Origin of the sequence: Lysinimonas soli (genome assembly GCF_042655435.1) — a bacterium.
GTDB classification, from domain to species: Bacteria; Actinomycetota; Actinomycetes; order Actinomycetales; family Microbacteriaceae; genus Lysinimonas; species Lysinimonas soli.
In genome coordinates, this window is the sequence record NZ_JBHSMG010000002.1 from 758,146 (window position 1) to 775,430 (window position 17,285).

Below are 17,285 nucleotides of genomic sequence, written 5' to 3' on the forward strand. Positions count from 1 at the left end.
ACCCGAAAGGACTCAGGATGCCGCGCGCCGTCACCCGAGTCGGAGCAATCATCGCGCTGCTGGCGTCGGCCGCCCTGCTGACCGCCTGCACGACGCAGCCGATGCCGACCCCCACGCCCACTCCGTCGGCGACCCCGCTCGGCGACGGCATCCTGCGCATCGGGACGCTGTTCCCCTCGACGGGCGCCACCGCGTTCCTGGGCGCATCGCAGTTGGACGCCGTCAAGGTGGCGGTCGCCGACATCAACGCGGCCGGAGGCGTCAACGGCAAACCGGTGGAGCTCGTCAGCGACGACTCGGGCGACGCGAGCACGCAGACCGCCGAGGCCTCGCTCGCCGACCTCGCCAAGAAGGGCGTGGACGTCGTCATCGGGCCGAGCTCGTCGGTGCTCTCTCAGCGACTTCTGACCGCGGCACAGGCGGCCCGCATCCCGCTGGTGTCGCCCGCGGCGACCTACCCGCAGCTGTCGACCCTCGACATCGAGGGCATCTTCTTCCGCACGATCGCCTCGAGCGCCCACCAAGGGGTCGCCTTGGGGACGCTGCTCCCGTCGAGGAAGCAGCTCAAGGTCGCGGTCATCGCCTCGAGTGACGCCGTCGGCCAGTCGATCGTCGCCCCCCTCGGCGACACCCTGTCGCAGCACGGGGGCAGTCTGGTGGCCAACATCGCACTGACCGCGTCGTCGGATGCCGGTCAGCTCGCCGCGCAGGTGAAGGCGGCGGCGCCGGATGCCGTGGTCCTCGACACCCTCGACAACGGCGCGCAGACCAAGGCCGTCATCACCCAGCTCAGCGCGGCGGGCTTCGGCGGAGCGAAGCTCTGGCTCACGGCGCAGAACCTCGCCGACTACTCGCAGGCGCTTCCCGCCGGTGCGCTCACCGGCGTGAACGGAATCCTGGAGGGGGCGGATGCGTCGGCCGCCTTCCAGGCGAGGCTCAAGGCCGTCGACCCCGGGGTGTCGTCGTTCCAGTACGCACCGGAGGCCTACGACGCGACGATCCTGGTGGCGCTGGCCGCGACGCTCGCCCACGACGACAACGGCATCGGGGTGGCCGCTCATCTGCGCAGCGCCTCGGTGGGCGGCATCAAGTGCACGAGCTACGCCGAGTGCCTCGACGTGCTCGAGAGCGAGCCGGCCATCGACTACGACGGGATCAGCGGCTCGGTCAACCTCGACGCCGCGGGAGACCCGAGCTCCGGCAGCTACGGGGTCTACGCGTACACGGCCGACAACAAGTGCGCCCGCACCGCGACCGTCACGGGCTGAGCGGCCCCCCAGGTAACGGAATGTAACGAATAGCCACGTTACGTGTCTGTAACGCGTTCGTAGTGTTGGGCGTCGCCGAGGCCAATACAGTGGCAGCACAGCGACCCGTATGCCGGGTCCTCGTTTTGAGTCACGTCAACAGTCCACTAAGGAGCACCATGCAGTCCGTGAAAGCCACAGCTTCACGCTCGAAGACCATCAGGGCCGCGGTCAGCGGTGTCGCCGTGCTCGGCGCCGCCGCCCTCGTTCTCAGTGGTTGTGCCGGCACCTCCGGCGGCACGAGCACCCCGAGCAAGACGCTCACGCTGAACATCGGCACGATCCTGCCGCAGACGGGTTCGCTTGCGACCCTCGGGCCGGCCGCCATCGAAGCCTCGAACCTCGCGGTGTCCGACATCAATGCGGCGAAGCAGGGCATCAAGCTCAACATCACCCAGAAGGACTCGGGCGACACCTCGACGAACATCGCGACCCAGTCGGTCACGAGCCTGCTCGCGAGCGGGGTCACGGCCATCCTCGGAGCCGAGTCCTCCAGCGTCTCGCTGACCGTCATCGACCAGATCTCGAAGGCCGGGGTCGTCCAGATCTCGCCGGCGAACACCTCGCCGACCTTCTCGACCTACGCGGACAACGGCTACTACTGGCGTACCGCGCCCTCCGACGTTCTGCAGGGCAAGGTGCTCGGGCAGAAGGTCCTGAAGGACGGCGCGACCAAGGTCGCGGTCATCTACCAGAACGATTCCTACGGCACCGGCCTCGACACCAACGTCACCAAGGCGATCACCGCCGGCGGCGGGACCGTCTCGGCCAACGTCGCGTTCGACACCGCCGCGACCGACTTCACCTCGGAGATCAACCAGGCGCTCTCGACCAACCCCGACGCGCTCGTCGTGATCTCGTTCGATCAGATCAAGACGATCGCCCAGGAGCTCGCGACCGACAAGTTCGACTTCAAGAAGTTCTACGGCTCGGACGGCAACTTCGGTGTCATCGACCCGAGCTACACGAACGCCGACATCGCGGGTGCCCAGTTCACCAACCCCGGTGTCAACGTGTCGGGTGACTTCAAGTCGAAGCTCGACAAGTTCACCGCCGCCGCCGGCGACAAGGCCCTGACCGCGTACTCGTACGCGCCGGAGTCGTACGACGCCATCGTGCTGCTGGCCCTCGCCGCCCTTCAGGGTGGCAAGACCGACGGTGCGACGCTGAAGGCGAACCTGCAGTCGGTCTCCGAGGGCGGCACGAAGTGCACGTCCTTCACGGACTGCGCGAAGCTGATCGCCTCCGGCAAGGACGTCAACTACGACGGTCTGTCGGGCCCGATCACCTTCGACAAGAACGGTGACCCGCAGCAGGCGTACATCTCGATCTACAAGTACACCGCCGGCAACAAGAACGAGTTCGAGAGCGCCGAGTTCGGCGACCTCAGCAAGTAACAGCTGCCCGCAACGAAGGGCCCCGGTCTTCGGATCGGGGCCCTTCGCCGTTGCTCGGAGCCGGCGTTCGCCCCAGACTCCGCGGCTCGCGAGTCACGACCGACGCTGCCGACAACCGGAGAGGGCCCCTCCCGTTCCCAGGAGGGGCCCTCACGCGATGGATGCGGCGGGGCTCAGCCGCCGACGGTCGGCGTCGAACTCGTCGCCGTGTGGTCGGTGGCGAGCGTGCCGAGGTACAGCTCGATGACCTTGGGGTCGTTCATGAGCGTGCGACCCGAGCCCGTGTAGGCATCCTTGCCCTGGTCGAGCACGTAGCCGCGGTCGCAGATCTGCAGGGCGCGGCGGGCGTTCTGCTCGACGATCATGACCGAGACGCCCGCCCGGTTGATCTGGGCGACGTTGATGAAGGTCTCGTCCTGGCGCACCGGCGAGAGGCCGGCGCTCGGCTCGTCGAGCAGCAGGACCGAGGGGTCCGTCATCAGGGCGCGCGACATCGCGACCATCTGACGCTCCCCGCCGGAGAGCGAGCCGGCACGCTGGGCGAGCCGTTTCTTCAACTCGGGGAACAACGACGCGACGAACTCGAGGCGCTCGGGGTAGACCTTGGGCTTCAGGTACAGGCCCATCTGGAGGTTCTCCTCGATGGTCAGGCTCGGGAAGACGTTGTTGTTCTGGGGCACGAAGCCGACGCCGCGGGCGACGAGCTTGTCGGCCTTCAGGCCGGTGATGTCGTCGCCGTTCAGGGTCACGGAGCCGCTGCGGATGTTGACCTGGCCGAAGATCGCCTTCAGCAGGGTGGACTTGCCGGCGCCGTTCGGCCCGATGATGCCCACGAGCTCGCCCTTGGCGACGTAGACGTTGCAGCCGTTCAGGATGTTGACGCCGGGCAGGTAGCCGGCCACCAGTTCGGTCGCCGTCAGCACGATCTCTTCGCTCGCGGTACGCGGGGTGACCTTGGGTGCGGCCTCGGTGCTCATGCGCCGCCCTCCTTCTCTTCGGCGAGCTCCTCCTGGATGACCGCCAGCAGGGGCGAGTTGTCGTCCTTCGCGACCTCGAGCTGACCGGTCAGGCTGCCGAGGTCGGTGTCGTGGTGGGCGCCCAGGTAGGCGTCGATCACGGCCGGATCGTCCATCACGGCATCCGGGTAGCCCTCGGCGACGATCTTGCCCTCGGCCATGACGATCACCCAGTCGGCGATCGTGCGCACCATGTGCATGTCGTGCTCGACGAACAGCACGGTCATGCCGGTGGTCTTCAGGTCGAGGATGTGGCCGAGCAGTGACTGGGTGAGCGCCGGGTTGACACCGGCCATCGGCTCGTCGAGCATCACCAGCCGGGGCTCGGTCATGAGCGCACGGGCCATCTCGAGAAGCTTGCGCTGACCGCCGGACAGGCTCGCGGCGTAGTCGTCGGCCTTGGTGTCGAGCTTGAAGCGAGCGAGCAGGTCCATGGCGCGGGCCGTGATGTCGGCTTCGCGCTTGCGCCACAGTGGGCTGATGAGCGCGGTGAGGAACCGCTCGCCGCCCTGCTTGGTCGCTCCCAGCCGCATGTTCTCGAGCACGCTCAGCAGACCGAGGGCCTTGGTGAGCTGGAAGGTGCGGACCATGCCGCGTCGCGACACCTTGTACGCCGGGACGCCCGCGAGGTCCTGCCCGTCGAAGAACCACGTGCCGGTGTTGGGCTTGTCGAATCCGGTGAGCAGATTGAAGAAGGTGGTCTTGCCCGCCCCGTTGGGTCCGATCAGCGCCGTGATCACGCCGCGGGGGATCTCGACATGCGCGACGTCGACGGCCGTGTTGCCCCCGAAGGTGCGGGTGACGTTGTCGGCGACCAGGATCGGATCGACCTTCTTGACCCCGGGGCCCGGTTCTCCGATCTGCAGTCCGGTTGCTTTGCTCGCGCTCTTCTCAGGCACCGAAATGCGCCTCCCTCTTCTTGCCCAGGATGCCCTGGGGGCGGAACACGATGATCAGCATGAGGGCGATGCCCACGAGGATGTACCGCACGGGTCCCTGCTGCACCTGGGTGATCGGCAGCAGATGGTTGGTCACCAGGAGGCTGAGGACGCCGTCGGTCAGCGACAGCACGATCCAGAAGATGATCGAGCCGAGAATGGGGCCGAGCACGGTGGTCGCCCCGCCCAGCAACATGATCGTGAAGAGGAAGAACGTCGTCTGCGTGCCGTAGTTGTCGGGCTGCAGCGACGTCGGCACGATGTTGATGATGACGCCGAGCGCGGCGAGCACGCCGCCGATGATCAGCGCCTGCATCTTGTACCAGTAGACGTTCTTGCCCAGGGCGCGCACGGCATCCTCGTCTTCGCGGATGCCCTTGACGATGCGGCCCCACGGGCTGCGCATGAGCTGCCAGACGAAGAGTGCGGCGATGATGACCAGGGCCCAGCCGACGATGATGACCCAGAGGTCGTCCTGGTTCTTGGCGAGGATCCCGAACCCGTACGTGCCGGCCGGGATCGGATTGATGGAGTCGAACGAGTTCGACGACCCGTTGATCCCGTCCGTTCCACCGGTGTACGGCGTCAGACTCGGTGTCTTCACGGTGTACCGGATGATCTCGGCCGCCGCGATGGTCACGATGCTGAGGTAGTCGGCTCTCAGGCGCAGCGTCGGGATGCCGAGGATGAATGCGAAGATCACGGCGGCGATGATCGCCGCCAGCACCGAGGCCCACAGCGGCCAGCCGAGCTTCACGGCCGTGATCGCGAAGGCGTAGCCGCCGACCGCCATGAACCCGGCCTGGCCGAAGTTGATCAGGCCCGTGAATCCGAAGCAGACCGCGAGGCCGAGGGCCGCGAGCGCGTAGGCGATCGTCTGCGCCGACAGGATCTGGCCGAACGCCAGAATGACGAAGTTGAAGTCCATGTTCCGCTCCTCCCTTTCCTAACCGATTCGCTCTCGGCGCCCGAAGATCCCCTGCGGTCGGACGAGCAGGATCAGGATCATGACGACGAGGGCCGCCGCGTTCTGCACGTTGGCCGGGATCACGAGGGTCGACAGGTTCACCAGCAGGCCGATGATGAGCGAGCCGACGAGGGCGCCGAAGGCCGTGCCGAATCCGCCGAGCGTGACCGCGGCGAAGATGAGCAGCAGGATGCTGGCGCCGGTGTCCCAGCGCAGCGTCTGGTGGTATCCGATCAGCACGCCGGCGAGGCCCGCCAAGGCGCCCGCGCCGGTCCAGACGATGCGGATGATGCGCTCCACGTTGATGCCCGAGGCCGCCGCCAGCGATTTGTTGTCGGCGACCGCGCGGGTGGCCTTGCCGATGCGGGTGCGCAGCAGCAGGAAGGCGACGAGCAGCAGCATCACGATGCAGATGACGACGCTGATGAGGTCGATCTGCCGCAGGTGCACGGGGCCGAAGGTGACCGTCGTGCCGGTCGGCACGGGCAGCACCAGCTGGTCCGGCCCGAAGAGGAACTGATAGAAGTAGCGGAGTGCGAGCGACAGCCCGATGCTGACGATCATCAGGGGGATCAGGCCGACCCCGCGCTTGCGCAGCGGCTTCCAGAGCCCCAGGTCCTGCACGTAACCGAAGACGCCGCCGAGCACGAAGGACCCGATGAGAGCCACCACGATGGGCGCGTGCAGGATGCCGCTCAGCACGTATCCGGCGAGGGCCCCGAAGGTGACCAGCTCGCCGTGCGCGAAGTTGTTGAGCCCGGTCGTGCCGTAGATCAGAGAGACGCCGATCGAGGCCAGCGCGAGGAGCAGACCGAAGATGACGCCGTTGACGAAGAGGTTGGTCACCAGCGAGAAGTAGTCCGTGGAGTCGCCGCCCCCGCCACCTGAGCCAGGGGAGGGGCTCGCCGAGTTGCCCGGGTTCAGCGACGCACCGCTCGGGGTGAGCAGGAAGTAGGCCGGGTCACCCTGGTCGCCGCTCGAGATCGTGATCTTGAGCGGATTGATGGCCGGGCCGAGGGTCTTGTCGGGCAGGCTCGAGGCGTCGAGCGCGAAGGTGTAGTCGCCCGAGCGCGGCACGCCGGCGGCGACCTTGCCGTCGGCGCCGGTCGTGAACGATTGCGAGAATCCCTTGGGGCCGGTGACCTTGACCACGACCCCGGGGACGTTGCTCTTGTCGGCCGCGACGCGCACCCAGATCTCGGCGTATTGGGCTGGAGCGGTGGCCGTGGGGGTCGGGCTCGGCGAATCCGTCGGATCGGCGCGAGTCGCCGCGATCGCCGGAACCGCCGAGAAGGCCATCGCGCCGACGGCGACGAGCACAGCGAGAAGGCCGACAATCAGCCTCGCAACACGGGGCGACAGGAGTGGCGCCTTCACCATGGGTACCTCCGGTGGATGGAGCGGTCGCGGCAACTGTCATGCAGGTGCCGCCGCGAAGGACGATCCGAGCGTGGTGTTCACCGTACTTGCCGTTTGTGTCCCGCGTGTTTCGATATCGCAACACTCGTGCACTCCTTCGTGCGACGACGGGCTCCGCCCATGATGGAGTGTGATGGAATAGCGGTCAAGCAATCGCGGTTGCGAAAGGTAGCCGGGGTCCATCGTCGCAGGCCGGTTCCACCCCTCTTCGCAGTGCTTCCAGCCAGGAGAACAGACAGCATGGACCAGCCCGATCCGTTCGGTTTCGTCGGACTCACCTACGACGACGTGATGCTCCTGCCGGGGCATACCGACGTCATCCCGAGCGAGGCGGACACCTCCTCGCGGCTCACCCGCCGGATCAGCCTGAGCGCACCGCTCGTCTCCAGCGCGATGGACACCGTGACCGAGTCGCGCATGGCCATCGCGATGGCCCGCCAGGGCGGCCTCGGGGTGCTGCACCGCAATCTCTCGATCGCCGATCAGGCGATGCACGTCGACAAGGTCAAGCGCAGCGAGTCCGGCATGATCACCAACCCGGTGACCACGACTCCGGACGCCACGGTGGCCGAGGTCGACGCGATGTGCGGGCAGTTCCGGGTGTCGGGCCTGCCGGTCGTCGAGGGCGACGGAACGCTCGTCGGCATCATCACCAACCGCGACATGCGCTTCGTCTCGCCGTTCGAGAAGGCGACGACCCTCGTGCGCGACGTCATGACGAAGGCGCCGCTCATCACGGCCCCCATGGGCATCGACCCGGATGACGCGGTCGCGATCTTCGCCCAGCACAAGATCGAGAAGCTCCCGCTCGTCGACCCCGCGGGCCGGCTCAGCGGCCTCATCACGGTCAAGGACTTCGAGAAGACCGAGAAGTACCCGAACGCCACGAAGGACGACGCGGGCCGGCTGCGCGTCGGCGCCGCGATCGGCTTCTTCGGTGACGCCTGGGAGCGTGCAGGAGCGCTCCTCGAGGCCGGTGTCGACGTCATCGTCGTCGACACGGCCAACGGCGACTCGAAGGGCGTGCTCGACATCATCCGCCGCCTGAAGTCGGACCCGGCCTTCGCGTCGGTCGACGTCATCGGCGGCAACGTGGCCACCCGCAGCGGCGCCCAGGCGCTCGTCGACGCGGGAGCCGACGCCATCAAGGTGGGCGTCGGTCCGGGTTCGATCTGCACGACGCGCGTCGTGGCGGGCGTCGGAGTCCCGCAGGTGACCGCCGTCTACGAGGCCTCGCTGGCGGCCCGCGAGACCGGCATCCCGGTCATCGCCGACGGCGGCCTGCAGTATTCGGGCGACATCGCCAAGGCGCTCGTCGCGGGCGCCGACACCGTCATGCTCGGCTCGCTGCTCGCCGGCACCGACGAGAGCCCGGGAGACCTCGTCTACAGCAACGGCAAGCAGTTCAAGAACTACCGCGGCATGGGCTCGCTCGGTGCGCTCAGCGACCGCGGCAAGAAGACCTCGTACTCGCGCGACCGTTACTTCCAGGCCGACGTGCCCTCGGATGCGCAGCTCATCCCCGAAGGGATCGAGGGTCGGGTGCCCTACCGCGGCGCCCTCGGTGCCACCGTCTACCAGCTGGTCGGCGGCCTGCGGCAGAGCATGTTCTACGTGGGCGCCCGCACGATCCCGGAGCTCAAGCAGCTCGGGAAGTTCGTGCGGATCACGCCGGCCGGGCTCAAGGAGTCGCACCCCCACGACATCCAGATGACCGTCGAGGCCCCGAACTACTCGCGCTGAGCCCGCTCAGGAGGGGGAGCGCAGCGCGGCGATGCGCTCGATCGCCTCGGTGAGCACCTCCGGTGAGCACGCGAGGTTGAGGCGGGCGAATCCGGCGCCGGCCGGCCCGAAGTCGGGCCCGGGCACGAGGGCGACTCTGGCCTCCTTGAGGATTCGCGCCGCCGGGTCGTCGCCCCAGCCGAGCTCGCGGAAGTCCAGCCACGCCAGGAAGCCGGCCCGCGGCGGACGGTAGCCGACCTCGGGCAGGTACCGTGCGAGCAAAGAGGCCAACAGCTCGCTCGATCGCTGGATCGCGGCGATCGCCCCGTCGAGCCACGGCTCGTCGTCGCGGAAGCCGGCCACGCTCGCGTGCAGGCCGAGGATGCTCGTGCGTGCGCCGACCTCGAAGCTCATGCCGTCGAGCGCGGCGATTCCGCGCGCCGATTCGGCGATCATCATCGCGCACTTGATGCCCGCGAGATTGAAGCCCTTGCTCGCCGAGGTCACGGTGAGGCCGTGATCGCGGGCGGCATCCGAGACGCTGAGGAAGGGCGTGAAGGTCTCGCCCGGGAACACCAGCGGGCTGTGGATCTCGTCGCTGATCACGGTCACGCCGTGGCGCGCGGCGCTCGCCGCGAGCAACTCGAGATCGCTGAGGGGGTGGATGAGTCCGAGGGGATTGTGCGGATGACACAGCAGCATGGCCGTCGCCCCCGCGGCGAACGCGCGCTCGATCCCGTCGAGGTCGAGCCCGTACCCGCTCGGGCGGTCCGCGGACGTCGCAAGCGGCACGTCGACGACCATGCCGTCGGCCTCGGCGACGAACTCGGCGAACGGCGGGTAGACCGGCGTCGTGATGACGACACCGTCACCGGGGGTGATCACGCGCCGCAGGGTCTCGACGATGGCGACGCTCACGTCGGTCGTGGTGCGGATTCCGCGCCGCCGGGGCCGCCAGCCCCAACGGCGCTGGGCGAAGTCGGCGAACGCCGCGGGCAGCTCGCCCGGCGACCCGACGTACCCGGAGTCGGAGGCGGCGATGCGGTCGTGCAGGGTGCGCACGATGCCGGGGGCGAGGGGGTAGTCCATCTCGGCGACGAACAACGGCAGCACGTCGGGCGGGTACGCGGTCCATTTGACGCTCGTGCGCGTGCGAAGGGTCTCGAGGGGCTCGGCGTCGACGTTCATCCTCAGAGTCTGCGCAGCCGGGGAGCCGAGCGCTACCCCGACTCGCTCTGCGGCCGGGGGAGCGGGTCCCGGTAGGATCGGGCATCGTGAGCGACATCGAGATCGGCCGGTCCAAGCGGGCGCGTCGCGCGTACGCATTCGACGACATCGCGATCGTGCCCAGCCGCCGCACCCGTGACCCGCAGGACGTCTCGGTCAAGTGGTCCATCGACGCGTTCACCTTCGACATGCCGGTGCTGGCGGCTCCGATGGATTCCGTGGTGAGCCCCAGCACGGCGATCGCGATCGGCCGCCTGGGCGGCCTCGGCGTGCTCAACCTCGAGGGGCTCTGGACCCGCTACGACGATCCGGAGCCGGTTCTCGCCGAGATCCGTGCGCTGTCACCGGAGCTCGCGACAGCCCGGATGCAGCAGCTGTACGCCGAGCCGATCAAGCCCGAGCTGATCAAGCAGCGGCTGGCCGAGATCCGGGCCGCCGGCGTCCCGGTGGCCGGCGCCCTCAGTCCGCAGCGTACGCAGGAGCACTCCCAGGCGGTCGTGGATGCCGGCGTCGACCTGTTCGTCATCCGCGGCACTACCGTGAGCGCCGAGCACGTCAGCAAGTCGGTCGAGCCGCTCAATCTCAAGAAGTTCATCTACGAGCTCGACGTGCCGGTCATCGTGGGCGGCGCGGCGACCTACACCGCCGCGCTCCACCTCATGCGCACGGGCGCGGCCGGGGTGCTGGTCGGCTTCGGCGGGGGAGCCGCCTCGACGACACGTGCCAGCCTCGGCATCCACGCCCCGATGGCGACCGCGGTGGCGGATGTCGCGGGGGCGCGGCGCGACTACCTCGACGAGTCCGGCGGCCGCTACGTGCACGTGATCGCCGACGGCGGCCTGGGCACGAGCGGCGACATCGTCAAGGCCATCTCGGTGGGCGCCGACGCCGTCATGCTCGGCACGGCGCTCGCCCGTGCCGAGGAGGCTCCCGGCGGCGGTTGGCACTGGGGCGCCGAGGCGCACCACGCCGAGCTGCCGCGCGGCAGCCGGGTTCAGGTCGGCACGCTCGCGCCGCTCGAGCAACTGCTGTTCGGGCCGTCGGCGAACCCGGATGGCCGGGTCAACCTGATCGGCGCCCTGCGGCGCTCGATGGCCACGACCGGGTACTCCGACCTCAAGGAGTTCCAGCGCGTCGAGGTCGTCGTCGCACCGTACCAGGGCCGCTAGCGCGCCCTTCGCCCACGGCGGATCGCCGGATGCCCGTCCGTGCCGTCGGTAGAATGGGTTTCATGGTTGACGTGAGACGGGTGAAGCTTCCGGGAGTCGGAGTGCTTCACACCTTCGTCACCGACGACGGCGGCAAGGTCGGCGTCATCAGCCACCGTTCGGGGCACAGCGACCTCATCACCTTCGCCGACGCCGAAGACGGTGCCGCCCGCAAGGTCTCGCTCCGACTCGACGAAGACGAGGCGCACACCCTCGCGGAGCTGCTCGGCGGAACGAAGATCACCGAGTCCCTGTCGGGGCTCGATCAGATCCCCGGTCTTTCGATCGACTGGTTCCACGTCGACTACGACGACCACATCGCCGGTCAGCCGCTCGGCAACATGACCGCCCGCGGTCTTCCGGGCGTGACGGTCGTCGCGGTCGTGCGCGGCGAGTCGGCGAACCCGGCTCCCGACGAGGACTTCAAGGTCTTCCCCGGCGACACGCTCGTCGTCGCGGGCGCGCCCGAGAAGGTCGCGAAGGCATTCCTCTTCTACCGGACGGGCGAGTTCAAGGCGAAGGCTGAGTCCGTGGACGCGCCACCCGGAAACTGACGCATGCACCTGGGTAGCGAACTCCTCGTCCTCGGCGTCCTGTTCGTCATCGCCTACCTGCTGGGGCGCCTGGGCAAGCTGATCGGCTTGCCCGCGATCCCGATCTACATGCTCGTCGGGCTCGTCGCGAGCCCGCACTTCGCCTGGTTCCCGCTCAGCTTCAAATCGGCCGACGTCGAGCTGATCGCCGTGTTCGGGCTGATCTTCCTGCTGTTCAGCCTGGGCCTCGAGTTCGACCAGGACGAGTTCTTCGGCAACGCCAAGGCGCTGCTGCTGAGCGGCGGCACCCGCATCATCATCAACATGGGGGCGGGGCTCCTCTTCGGCATGTGGGTGGGCTGGGGTACCCGCGAGGCGCTCATCATCGCCGGGATGACGGCGACCTCCTCGAGCGCGATCGTCACCAAGCTGCTGATCGAGCTGCGTCGCCTGGCGAACCGCGAGACCCCCGTCATCCTGGGGATCACGGTGGTCGAAGACGTCTTCGTCGCCGTCTACCTCGCGATCGTGACCGTCATCATCGGCGGGCAGAAGGACATCTGGGCGATCGTGCTGCAGCTCACGGTCTCGTTCGTGTTCCTGGTGGCGATGTTCGCGCTGGCGCGCTGGGGCGGCCGCCTGGTCTCGCGCCTGGTGGGCACCCGCGACGACGAGTTGTTCACGATCCTGTTCTTCGGCCTCGCCGTCGCCTTCGGCGGCATCGGCGAGATGCTCGGGGTCTCGGATGCCATCGGCGCCTTCCTGATCGGCCTCGTGCTGGGCGCCACCCGCTTCAAGGCGCGCATCGAGCAGTTCTCGCTGCCGCTGCGGGACGTGTTCGGCGCCTTCTTCTTCCTCAACTTCGGACTCGCCCTCAACCCGTCGACCTTCGGCTCCGTGCTCGTGCCGGTGGTCGTCGCCGTCGTGCTGACCCTGGTGCTGAACACGGCGGGCGGGCAGCTGATCGCCTGGCTCAGCAAGCTCACCCCCGCAGAGGGCATCAACGTGAGCGGGATGCTGCAGAACCGCGGCGAGTTCGCCCTCATCCTCGCGACCCTGGCTTCGGCCGCCGGGCTGGACTCTCGGCTTACTCCCTTCGCCGGACTGTACGTTCTGATCATGGCGATCGTCGGACCCGTGCTCGCCGTCAACTCGGAGCGCTTCGGCGGCTGGTTGTTCTCGGGGTGGTGGCGCCGGCGCCGCACACCGCTCGCCGCGCCGGCGGCGGGCGACCACGATCGGGACCGCGAGTTCGCCCTCGCGGAGGCGGCGATGGCGGGTGCGGCCGACGACGACCTCGCGGCCATGGATGTCGCGGCCTCCGACGGCGTCCCCGTCGACGCGGTCGACGGCACCGGCACGTTCCTGGTCGACGCCCACGACGCCCGGGCAGCGCGACGACCCGGTCGGGGCGACGAGCTCGACGAGGTGCCGGCCGAGCAGCGCGGTGAGCTGCTTGCGGCCGGAGCCGACCCCGACGCGGAGGCGCGCATCGCTCGCCAGGCCGGCGAGCAGAGCGACCACGACGACGCCCGCCACCGCGACCCGGAGTATTGATGACCGCGCCCGTTGTCCCGTCCCCGGCCGTCGACGTGTCGTTCTGGTCGGTCGCCCGCCGTCCGCGCTGGATCGGCGCCCTGCTGCTCGCCCTGGCGATCGCGGCCGGGTTCTCGGCACTCGGCCAGTGGCAGCTCGCTCGCAGCGTTGCGAGCGCCACCGTCGCCCCGATCGCCACCGAGACGCCCGTGGCGCTCGGCTCGATCGCGAAGCCCGACACCGCGGTCACCGATCCGCAGCTGGGCCGGATGGTCACGACCGTCGGCACTCTCGTCCCGGGTGACGACGTCATACTGAGCGACCGGGTGAACGGCGGCAAGACCGGCTACTGGCTGATCGGCCACGTGACCACCGGAGAGGGTGCCGAGCTCGCGGTGGCGCTCGGCTGGGCGCCGACACGGGCGGCGGCACTCGCGGCTGAAGGCTCGGCGTCGATCGCGAGCCCGCTGATCGGCCGCTACCTGCCGAGCGAGTCGCCCGACCAGCCGGATGTCGAGAAGGGCGGCCAGAGCGCCGCATCCGTCGCCGCCCTGATCAATCAGTGGGCGTCCTTCGACGGCTCGGTGTACGGCGGCTACCTCGTCGCGGCGACCCCGTCGGCGGGGCTCGCGAAGATCGACTCGCCGGCCCCGAGCCAGGACCTGACGCTCAACTGGCTGAACGTGTTCTACGCCGCGGAGTGGGCGATCTTCGCCGGCTTCGCGGTCTACCTCTGGTATCGGCTGGTGAAGGACGAGGTCGAGAAGGAGCTGGAGACCGACGGGCGGTCCGAGCCGCCCGTGCGCGAAACGTAGGATAGGGGTATGCCCTCCGGACCCCGTCCGTCTGACGTCCCCCGCATCCGCAAGGTCCTCGCGGTCTACCGCGTCTCCGCCATCGTGACCGGTGTCTTCCTCCTGCTGCTGTGCGCCATGATGGTGCTCCGCTACGGGCTCGGCGTCGACATCGAGCTGGGGGGAGCATTCGGCTTCCTCGCGCTGCAGCCGCGGGAGCTCATCCGGGCCGTCGACCTCTCGACCGGCATCCTGATCGCGCACGGCTGGCTGTACGTGCTCTACCTCGGATGCGACTTCCTGATGTGGCGGATGCTGCGCTTCAGCTTCCGGCGCTTCCTGCTGATCGCGCTCGGCGGCATCGTTCCCGGGCTCTCGTTCTACTTCGAGTTCCGGGTGCCCCGGTACGTCGAGGAGCGTCTGGCCGAGGCGCACGCGACGGCCGTGCCGGCCGAGGCCGGAGCGACGGCGTGACGGCAGCGGGTGCCGCAGCGGCCGCCGCCGGCAGCGAGGCCCATCCCGTCCTGGTCGTCGACTTCGGTGCGCAGTACGCCCAGCTGATCGCCCGTCGTGTGCGCGAGGCCGGCGTCTACAGCGAGATCGTTCCGCACACCATCTCGGCCGCAGAAGTCGCCGCGAAGAACCCCGCGGGCATCGTACTCAGCGGCGGTCCGTCGAGCGTCTACGAGCCGGGGTCACCCGATCTCGATCACGGGGTGCTGCAGCTCGGCATCCCCACGCTCGGCATCTGCTACGGATTCCAGGTCATGGCCCGTCAGCTCGGCGGCGAGGTCGCCAAGACCGGCGCCCGGGAGTACGGCTCGACCGGGGTGCGGCTGACGGCCCCCGGCGGGGTGCTGCTGAGCGGGCAGCCGGAGGAGCAGACCGCCTGGATGAGCCACGGCGACTCGGTGGTCAAGGCCCCCGAGGGTTTCGACGTGCTCGCTGCGAGCGAGTCGACGCCGGTCGCCGCCTTCGCCAGCGACGCCCGCAAGCTCTACGGGGTGCAGTGGCATCCCGAGGTGAAGCACTCGCAGTTCGGCCAGCGCGTCATCGAGAACTTCCTGCACGACGCGGCGGGCATCGCGGCCGACTGGAACAGCGGCAACGTCATCGCCGAGCAGGTGGAGAAGATCCGCGCCCAGGTGGGCGGCGGCAAGGTCATCTGCGGCCTCTCGGGCGGTGTCGATTCGGCCGTCGCCGCGGCCCTCGTGCACAAGGCGGTCGGCGATCAGCTGGTCTGCGTCTTCGTCGACCACGGGCTGCTGCGCGCGGGGGAACGCGAGCAGGTCGAGCAGGATTACGTGGCCGCCACGGGCGTGCGGCTCGTCACGATCGACGCGGCCGAGCAGTTCCTCGGTGCCCTCGCCGGCGTGACCGACCCGGAGCAGAAGCGCAAGATCATCGGGCGCGAGTTCATCCGCACCTTCGAGACGGCGCAGGCCGAACTCGTCGCCGAGTCGGCCGCCGACGGCGACCCGATCGCGTTCCTCGTGCAGGGCACGCTGTATCCGGATGTCGTCGAGTCGGGCGGCGGCACGGGCACCGCGAACATCAAGAGCCATCACAACGTCGGCGGCCTGCCGGAGGACCTGCAGTTCGAGCTCGTCGAGCCGCTGCGCACCCTGTTCAAGGACGAGGTGCGGGCGATCGGCCGCGAGCTGGGACTGCCCGAGGTCATCGTGGGGCGTCAGCCGTTCCCCGGGCCCGGGCTCGGCATCCGGATCGTGGGCGAGGTGACCTTCGATCGTCTCGAGCTGCTGCGTCACGCGGATGCCATCGCGCGCGCCGAGCTGACCGCAGCGGGCCTCGACGGCGAGATCTGGCAGTGCCCGGTCGTGCTGCTGGCCGACGTGCGTTCGGTCGGCGTGCAGGGCGACGGACGCAGCTACGGCCACCCGATCGTGCTGCGGCCGGTGTCATCCGAAGACGCGATGACCGCCGATTGGACGCGCCTGCCCTACGACACGCTCGCCAAGATCTCGACGCGCATCACGAACGAGGTCGCGGGTGTGAACCGGGTCGTGCTCGACGTCACCTCGAAGCCCCCCGGAACCATCGAGTGGGAGTGAAGCGTTAAGAAAGAGCCCATTTCTGGGCTCTTTCAGCTTCACTCCGGCGCCCGTCCCGGGCGTCGGGAAGCGGGTGAGGCTAGCCCATTTCTGGGCTCTTTCAGCTTCACTCCGGCGCCCGTCTCGGGCGTCGGGAAGCGGGTGAGGCTGGCCCATTTCTGCGCTCTTTCAGCTTCACTCCGGCGCCCGTCCCTGCCTCAACGAGCCGACAGCCGAGGGCCGAGACGGCCCTCGGAACTGGCGTCGCGGCGACGGCCAGAAATGGCCGTCGCTTTCAGCTCCAGCGTTCGTTCAGTTGCGCGGCATGAAGTACGACAGCAGGCGCAGGATCTCGAGGTAGAGCCACACGACCGTGACCATGATCCCGAAGGCCGCGGTCCAGCCGTAGCGGCGCGGTTGTCCGGATTCGACCCCGCGCTTGACGAAGTCGAAGTCGATCACGAGCGAGTAGGCCGCCATCAGCACGACGAGGATGCCGAGCGGCACGCCGAGTGGGATGCTCGTGCCCGGGATCACTGCGTCGCGCATCCCGAACATCGAGTTCGTGACGCCGAACATCATGAGTCCGACGTTGACGAGCGAGAAGACCAGGTAGCCGACCATCGCGACCAGGAAGATCTTGGTGGCGCGCGCCGACGCCCGCACCTTGCCACTGGCGAACAGGGCGAGCGTGATGCCGACGACGGCGAGCGTGCCGAACACCGCCATCGGAACGAGCCCCGACGAGAACGTCCGGTTGTACCAGGCCGAGACCGCGCCGACCAGAACCCCCTCGGCCGCCGCGTAGAGCAGGATCAGGGTCGGCGACGGGTTCTTCTTGAAGGTGTTGACGAGGCCGAGCACGAGCCCGACCACCAGGGCGGGCAGCAGCAGGGCCGGCACGAACCAGCCGATCGCGGCACCCGCGACCAGGATGAGGAAGCTCACGCCCGTCTTGACGATGGTGTCTTCATAGCTCATGCGATCCATCTGGGCGGGGGTCGCATCCGGCAGCCCGAAGTGCTCGTTCAGCTGCTCGGCCGACGGCGTCGGCACGGCGATGGCGGCCTCTTTGGCTGCCTGACGCTTCGCGGCTTTCGCCGAGAAGGCGGGCGAGTTCGAGAAGACGGGATTCGACATGACGGCCTCCGAGGGTCGGTGTTGGCTCAA

15 protein-coding genes are annotated in these 17,285 nt (G+C 68.7%); 9 read left to right on the forward strand and 6 right to left on the reverse strand.

All coding sequences use genetic code 11. From position 1 onward, the window contains the following. The first annotated feature begins 17 nt into the window (after positions 1-17). Together ACFPJ4_RS11310 and ACFPJ4_RS11315 are read left to right on the forward strand one after the other, a co-directional pair. Entirely contained in the window at positions 18-1,268 is a 1,251-nt protein-coding gene (locus tag ACFPJ4_RS11310; RefSeq protein WP_386740529.1) for an ABC transporter substrate-binding protein, read from the forward strand. 158 nt (positions 1,269-1,426) lie between these two features. Then, complete coding sequence (locus ACFPJ4_RS11315; protein ID WP_386740530.1) at positions 1,427-2,704, forward strand: ABC transporter substrate-binding protein; 1,278 nt, start codon at positions 1,427-1,429, stop codon at positions 2,702-2,704. A 173-nt stretch (positions 2,705-2,877) separates the two neighbouring features. On the opposite strand, the gene ACFPJ4_RS11320 is transcribed toward ACFPJ4_RS11315, so the two are convergent. The 4 genes from ACFPJ4_RS11320 to ACFPJ4_RS11335 are packed head-to-tail and all read right to left on the reverse strand — an operon-like array spanning position 2,878 to position 6,945. After that, positions 2,878-3,681, reverse strand: coding sequence for an ABC transporter ATP-binding protein (locus ACFPJ4_RS11320; protein ID WP_386740531.1), 804 nt, complete (start codon positions 3,679-3,681; stop codon positions 2,878-2,880). Further along, on the reverse strand, positions 3,678-4,619 hold the full coding sequence (locus ACFPJ4_RS11325) for an ABC transporter ATP-binding protein (protein ID WP_386740532.1): 942 nt from the start codon (positions 4,617-4,619) through the stop codon (positions 3,678-3,680). Before ACFPJ4_RS11325 ends, ACFPJ4_RS11320 begins: the two co-directional genes overlap by 4 nt. After that, on the reverse strand, positions 4,612-5,586 hold the full coding sequence (locus ACFPJ4_RS11330; RefSeq protein WP_386740533.1) for a branched-chain amino acid ABC transporter permease: 975 nt from the start codon (positions 5,584-5,586) through the stop codon (positions 4,612-4,614). Before ACFPJ4_RS11330 ends, ACFPJ4_RS11325 begins: the two co-directional genes overlap by 8 nt. 18 nt (positions 5,587-5,604) lie before the next feature. Further along, positions 5,605-6,945 carry a branched-chain amino acid ABC transporter permease gene (locus ACFPJ4_RS11335; protein ID WP_386740534.1) on the reverse strand — a complete coding sequence of 447 codons (1,341 nt, stop codon included), beginning with the start codon at positions 6,943-6,945 and terminating at the stop codon, positions 5,605-5,607. Positions 6,946-7,284: 339 nt separating this feature from the next. Between ACFPJ4_RS11335 and guaB the strand changes: the two genes are divergently transcribed. After that, on the forward strand, positions 7,285-8,787 hold the full coding sequence (gene guaB, locus ACFPJ4_RS11340; protein WP_386740535.1) for an IMP dehydrogenase: 1,503 nt from the start codon (positions 7,285-7,287) through the stop codon (positions 8,785-8,787). Positions 8,788-8,793: 6 nt separating this feature from the next. Here guaB and ACFPJ4_RS11345 read toward each other — a convergent pair whose 3' ends face one another. Then, positions 8,794-9,954 (reverse strand): MalY/PatB family protein, encoded by a 1,161-nt coding sequence (locus ACFPJ4_RS11345; protein WP_386740536.1) that lies wholly within the window; start codon positions 9,952-9,954, stop codon positions 8,794-8,796. 83 nt (positions 9,955-10,037) lie between these two features. Between ACFPJ4_RS11345 and ACFPJ4_RS11350 the strand changes: the two genes are divergently transcribed. From ACFPJ4_RS11350 to guaA, 6 genes are all read left to right on the forward strand, one after another. Beyond that, on the forward strand, positions 10,038-11,162 hold the full coding sequence (locus ACFPJ4_RS11350; protein ID WP_386740629.1) for a GuaB3 family IMP dehydrogenase-related protein: 1,125 nt from the start codon (positions 10,038-10,040) through the stop codon (positions 11,160-11,162). Between the two features lie 62 nt (positions 11,163-11,224). Beyond that, the gene (locus ACFPJ4_RS11355) at positions 11,225-11,755 is read left to right on the forward strand and encodes a cation:proton antiporter regulatory subunit (RefSeq protein ID WP_386740537.1); all 531 of its coding nucleotides are present in this window, start codon (positions 11,225-11,227) and stop codon (positions 11,753-11,755) included. Positions 11,756-11,758: 3 nt separating this feature from the next. Continuing rightward, positions 11,759-13,291, forward strand: a complete 1,533-nt coding sequence (locus ACFPJ4_RS11360) for a cation:proton antiporter (RefSeq protein WP_386740538.1) — start codon at positions 11,759-11,761, stop codon at positions 13,289-13,291. Continuing rightward, positions 13,291-14,085, forward strand: coding sequence for an SURF1 family cytochrome oxidase biogenesis protein (locus ACFPJ4_RS11365; protein ID WP_386740539.1), 795 nt, complete (start codon positions 13,291-13,293; stop codon positions 14,083-14,085). The genes ACFPJ4_RS11360 and ACFPJ4_RS11365 overlap by 1 nt, the downstream gene beginning before the upstream one ends. Positions 14,086-14,094: 9 nt before the next feature. Next, positions 14,095-14,538: a DUF3817 domain-containing protein gene (locus tag ACFPJ4_RS11370; protein WP_386740540.1), complete on the forward strand. Its 444-nt coding sequence runs from the start codon at positions 14,095-14,097 to the stop codon at positions 14,536-14,538. After that, positions 14,535-16,136: a glutamine-hydrolyzing GMP synthase gene (gene guaA, locus ACFPJ4_RS11375; protein WP_386740541.1), complete on the forward strand. Its 1,602-nt coding sequence runs from the start codon at positions 14,535-14,537 to the stop codon at positions 16,134-16,136. The genes ACFPJ4_RS11370 and guaA overlap by 4 nt, the downstream gene beginning before the upstream one ends. Positions 16,137-16,427: 291 nt before the next feature. Here guaA and ACFPJ4_RS11380 read toward each other — a convergent pair whose 3' ends face one another. Further along, the gene (locus ACFPJ4_RS11380) at positions 16,428-17,255 is read right to left on the reverse strand and encodes a Bax inhibitor-1/YccA family protein (protein ID WP_386740542.1); all 828 of its coding nucleotides are present in this window, start codon (positions 17,253-17,255) and stop codon (positions 16,428-16,430) included. Positions 17,256-17,285 lie beyond the last annotated feature (30 nt).

What these genes read in the sequence shown, in the direction of transcription:
- ACFPJ4_RS11370 (WP_386740540.1), top strand. Translation starts at nt 14,095, where the DNA reads ATGCCCTCCGGACCCCGTCCGTCTGACGTCCCCCGCATCCGCAAGGTC.
- ACFPJ4_RS11330 (WP_386740533.1), bottom strand. Translation starts at nt 5,586, where the DNA reads ATGGACTTCAACTTCGTCATTCTGGCGTTCGGCCAGATCCTGTCGGCG.
- guaB (WP_386740535.1), top strand. Translation starts at nt 7,285, where the DNA reads ATGGACCAGCCCGATCCGTTCGGTTTCGTCGGACTCACCTACGACGAC.
- ACFPJ4_RS11310 (WP_386740529.1), top strand. Translation starts at nt 18, where the DNA reads ATGCCGCGCGCCGTCACCCGAGTCGGAGCAATCATCGCGCTGCTGGCG.
- ACFPJ4_RS11365 (WP_386740539.1), top strand. Translation starts at nt 13,291, where the DNA reads ATGACCGCGCCCGTTGTCCCGTCCCCGGCCGTCGACGTGTCGTTCTGG.
- ACFPJ4_RS11315 (WP_386740530.1), top strand. Translation starts at nt 1,427, where the DNA reads ATGCAGTCCGTGAAAGCCACAGCTTCACGCTCGAAGACCATCAGGGCC.
- ACFPJ4_RS11355 (WP_386740537.1), top strand. Translation starts at nt 11,225, where the DNA reads ATGGTTGACGTGAGACGGGTGAAGCTTCCGGGAGTCGGAGTGCTTCAC.
- ACFPJ4_RS11345 (WP_386740536.1), bottom strand. Translation starts at nt 9,954, where the DNA reads ATGAACGTCGACGCCGAGCCCCTCGAGACCCTTCGCACGCGCACGAGC.
- ACFPJ4_RS11320 (WP_386740531.1), bottom strand. Translation starts at nt 3,681, where the DNA reads ATGAGCACCGAGGCCGCACCCAAGGTCACCCCGCGTACCGCGAGCGAA.
- ACFPJ4_RS11380 (WP_386740542.1), bottom strand. Translation starts at nt 17,255, where the DNA reads ATGTCGAATCCCGTCTTCTCGAACTCGCCCGCCTTCTCGGCGAAAGCC.
- ACFPJ4_RS11360 (WP_386740538.1), top strand. Translation starts at nt 11,759, where the DNA reads ATGCACCTGGGTAGCGAACTCCTCGTCCTCGGCGTCCTGTTCGTCATC.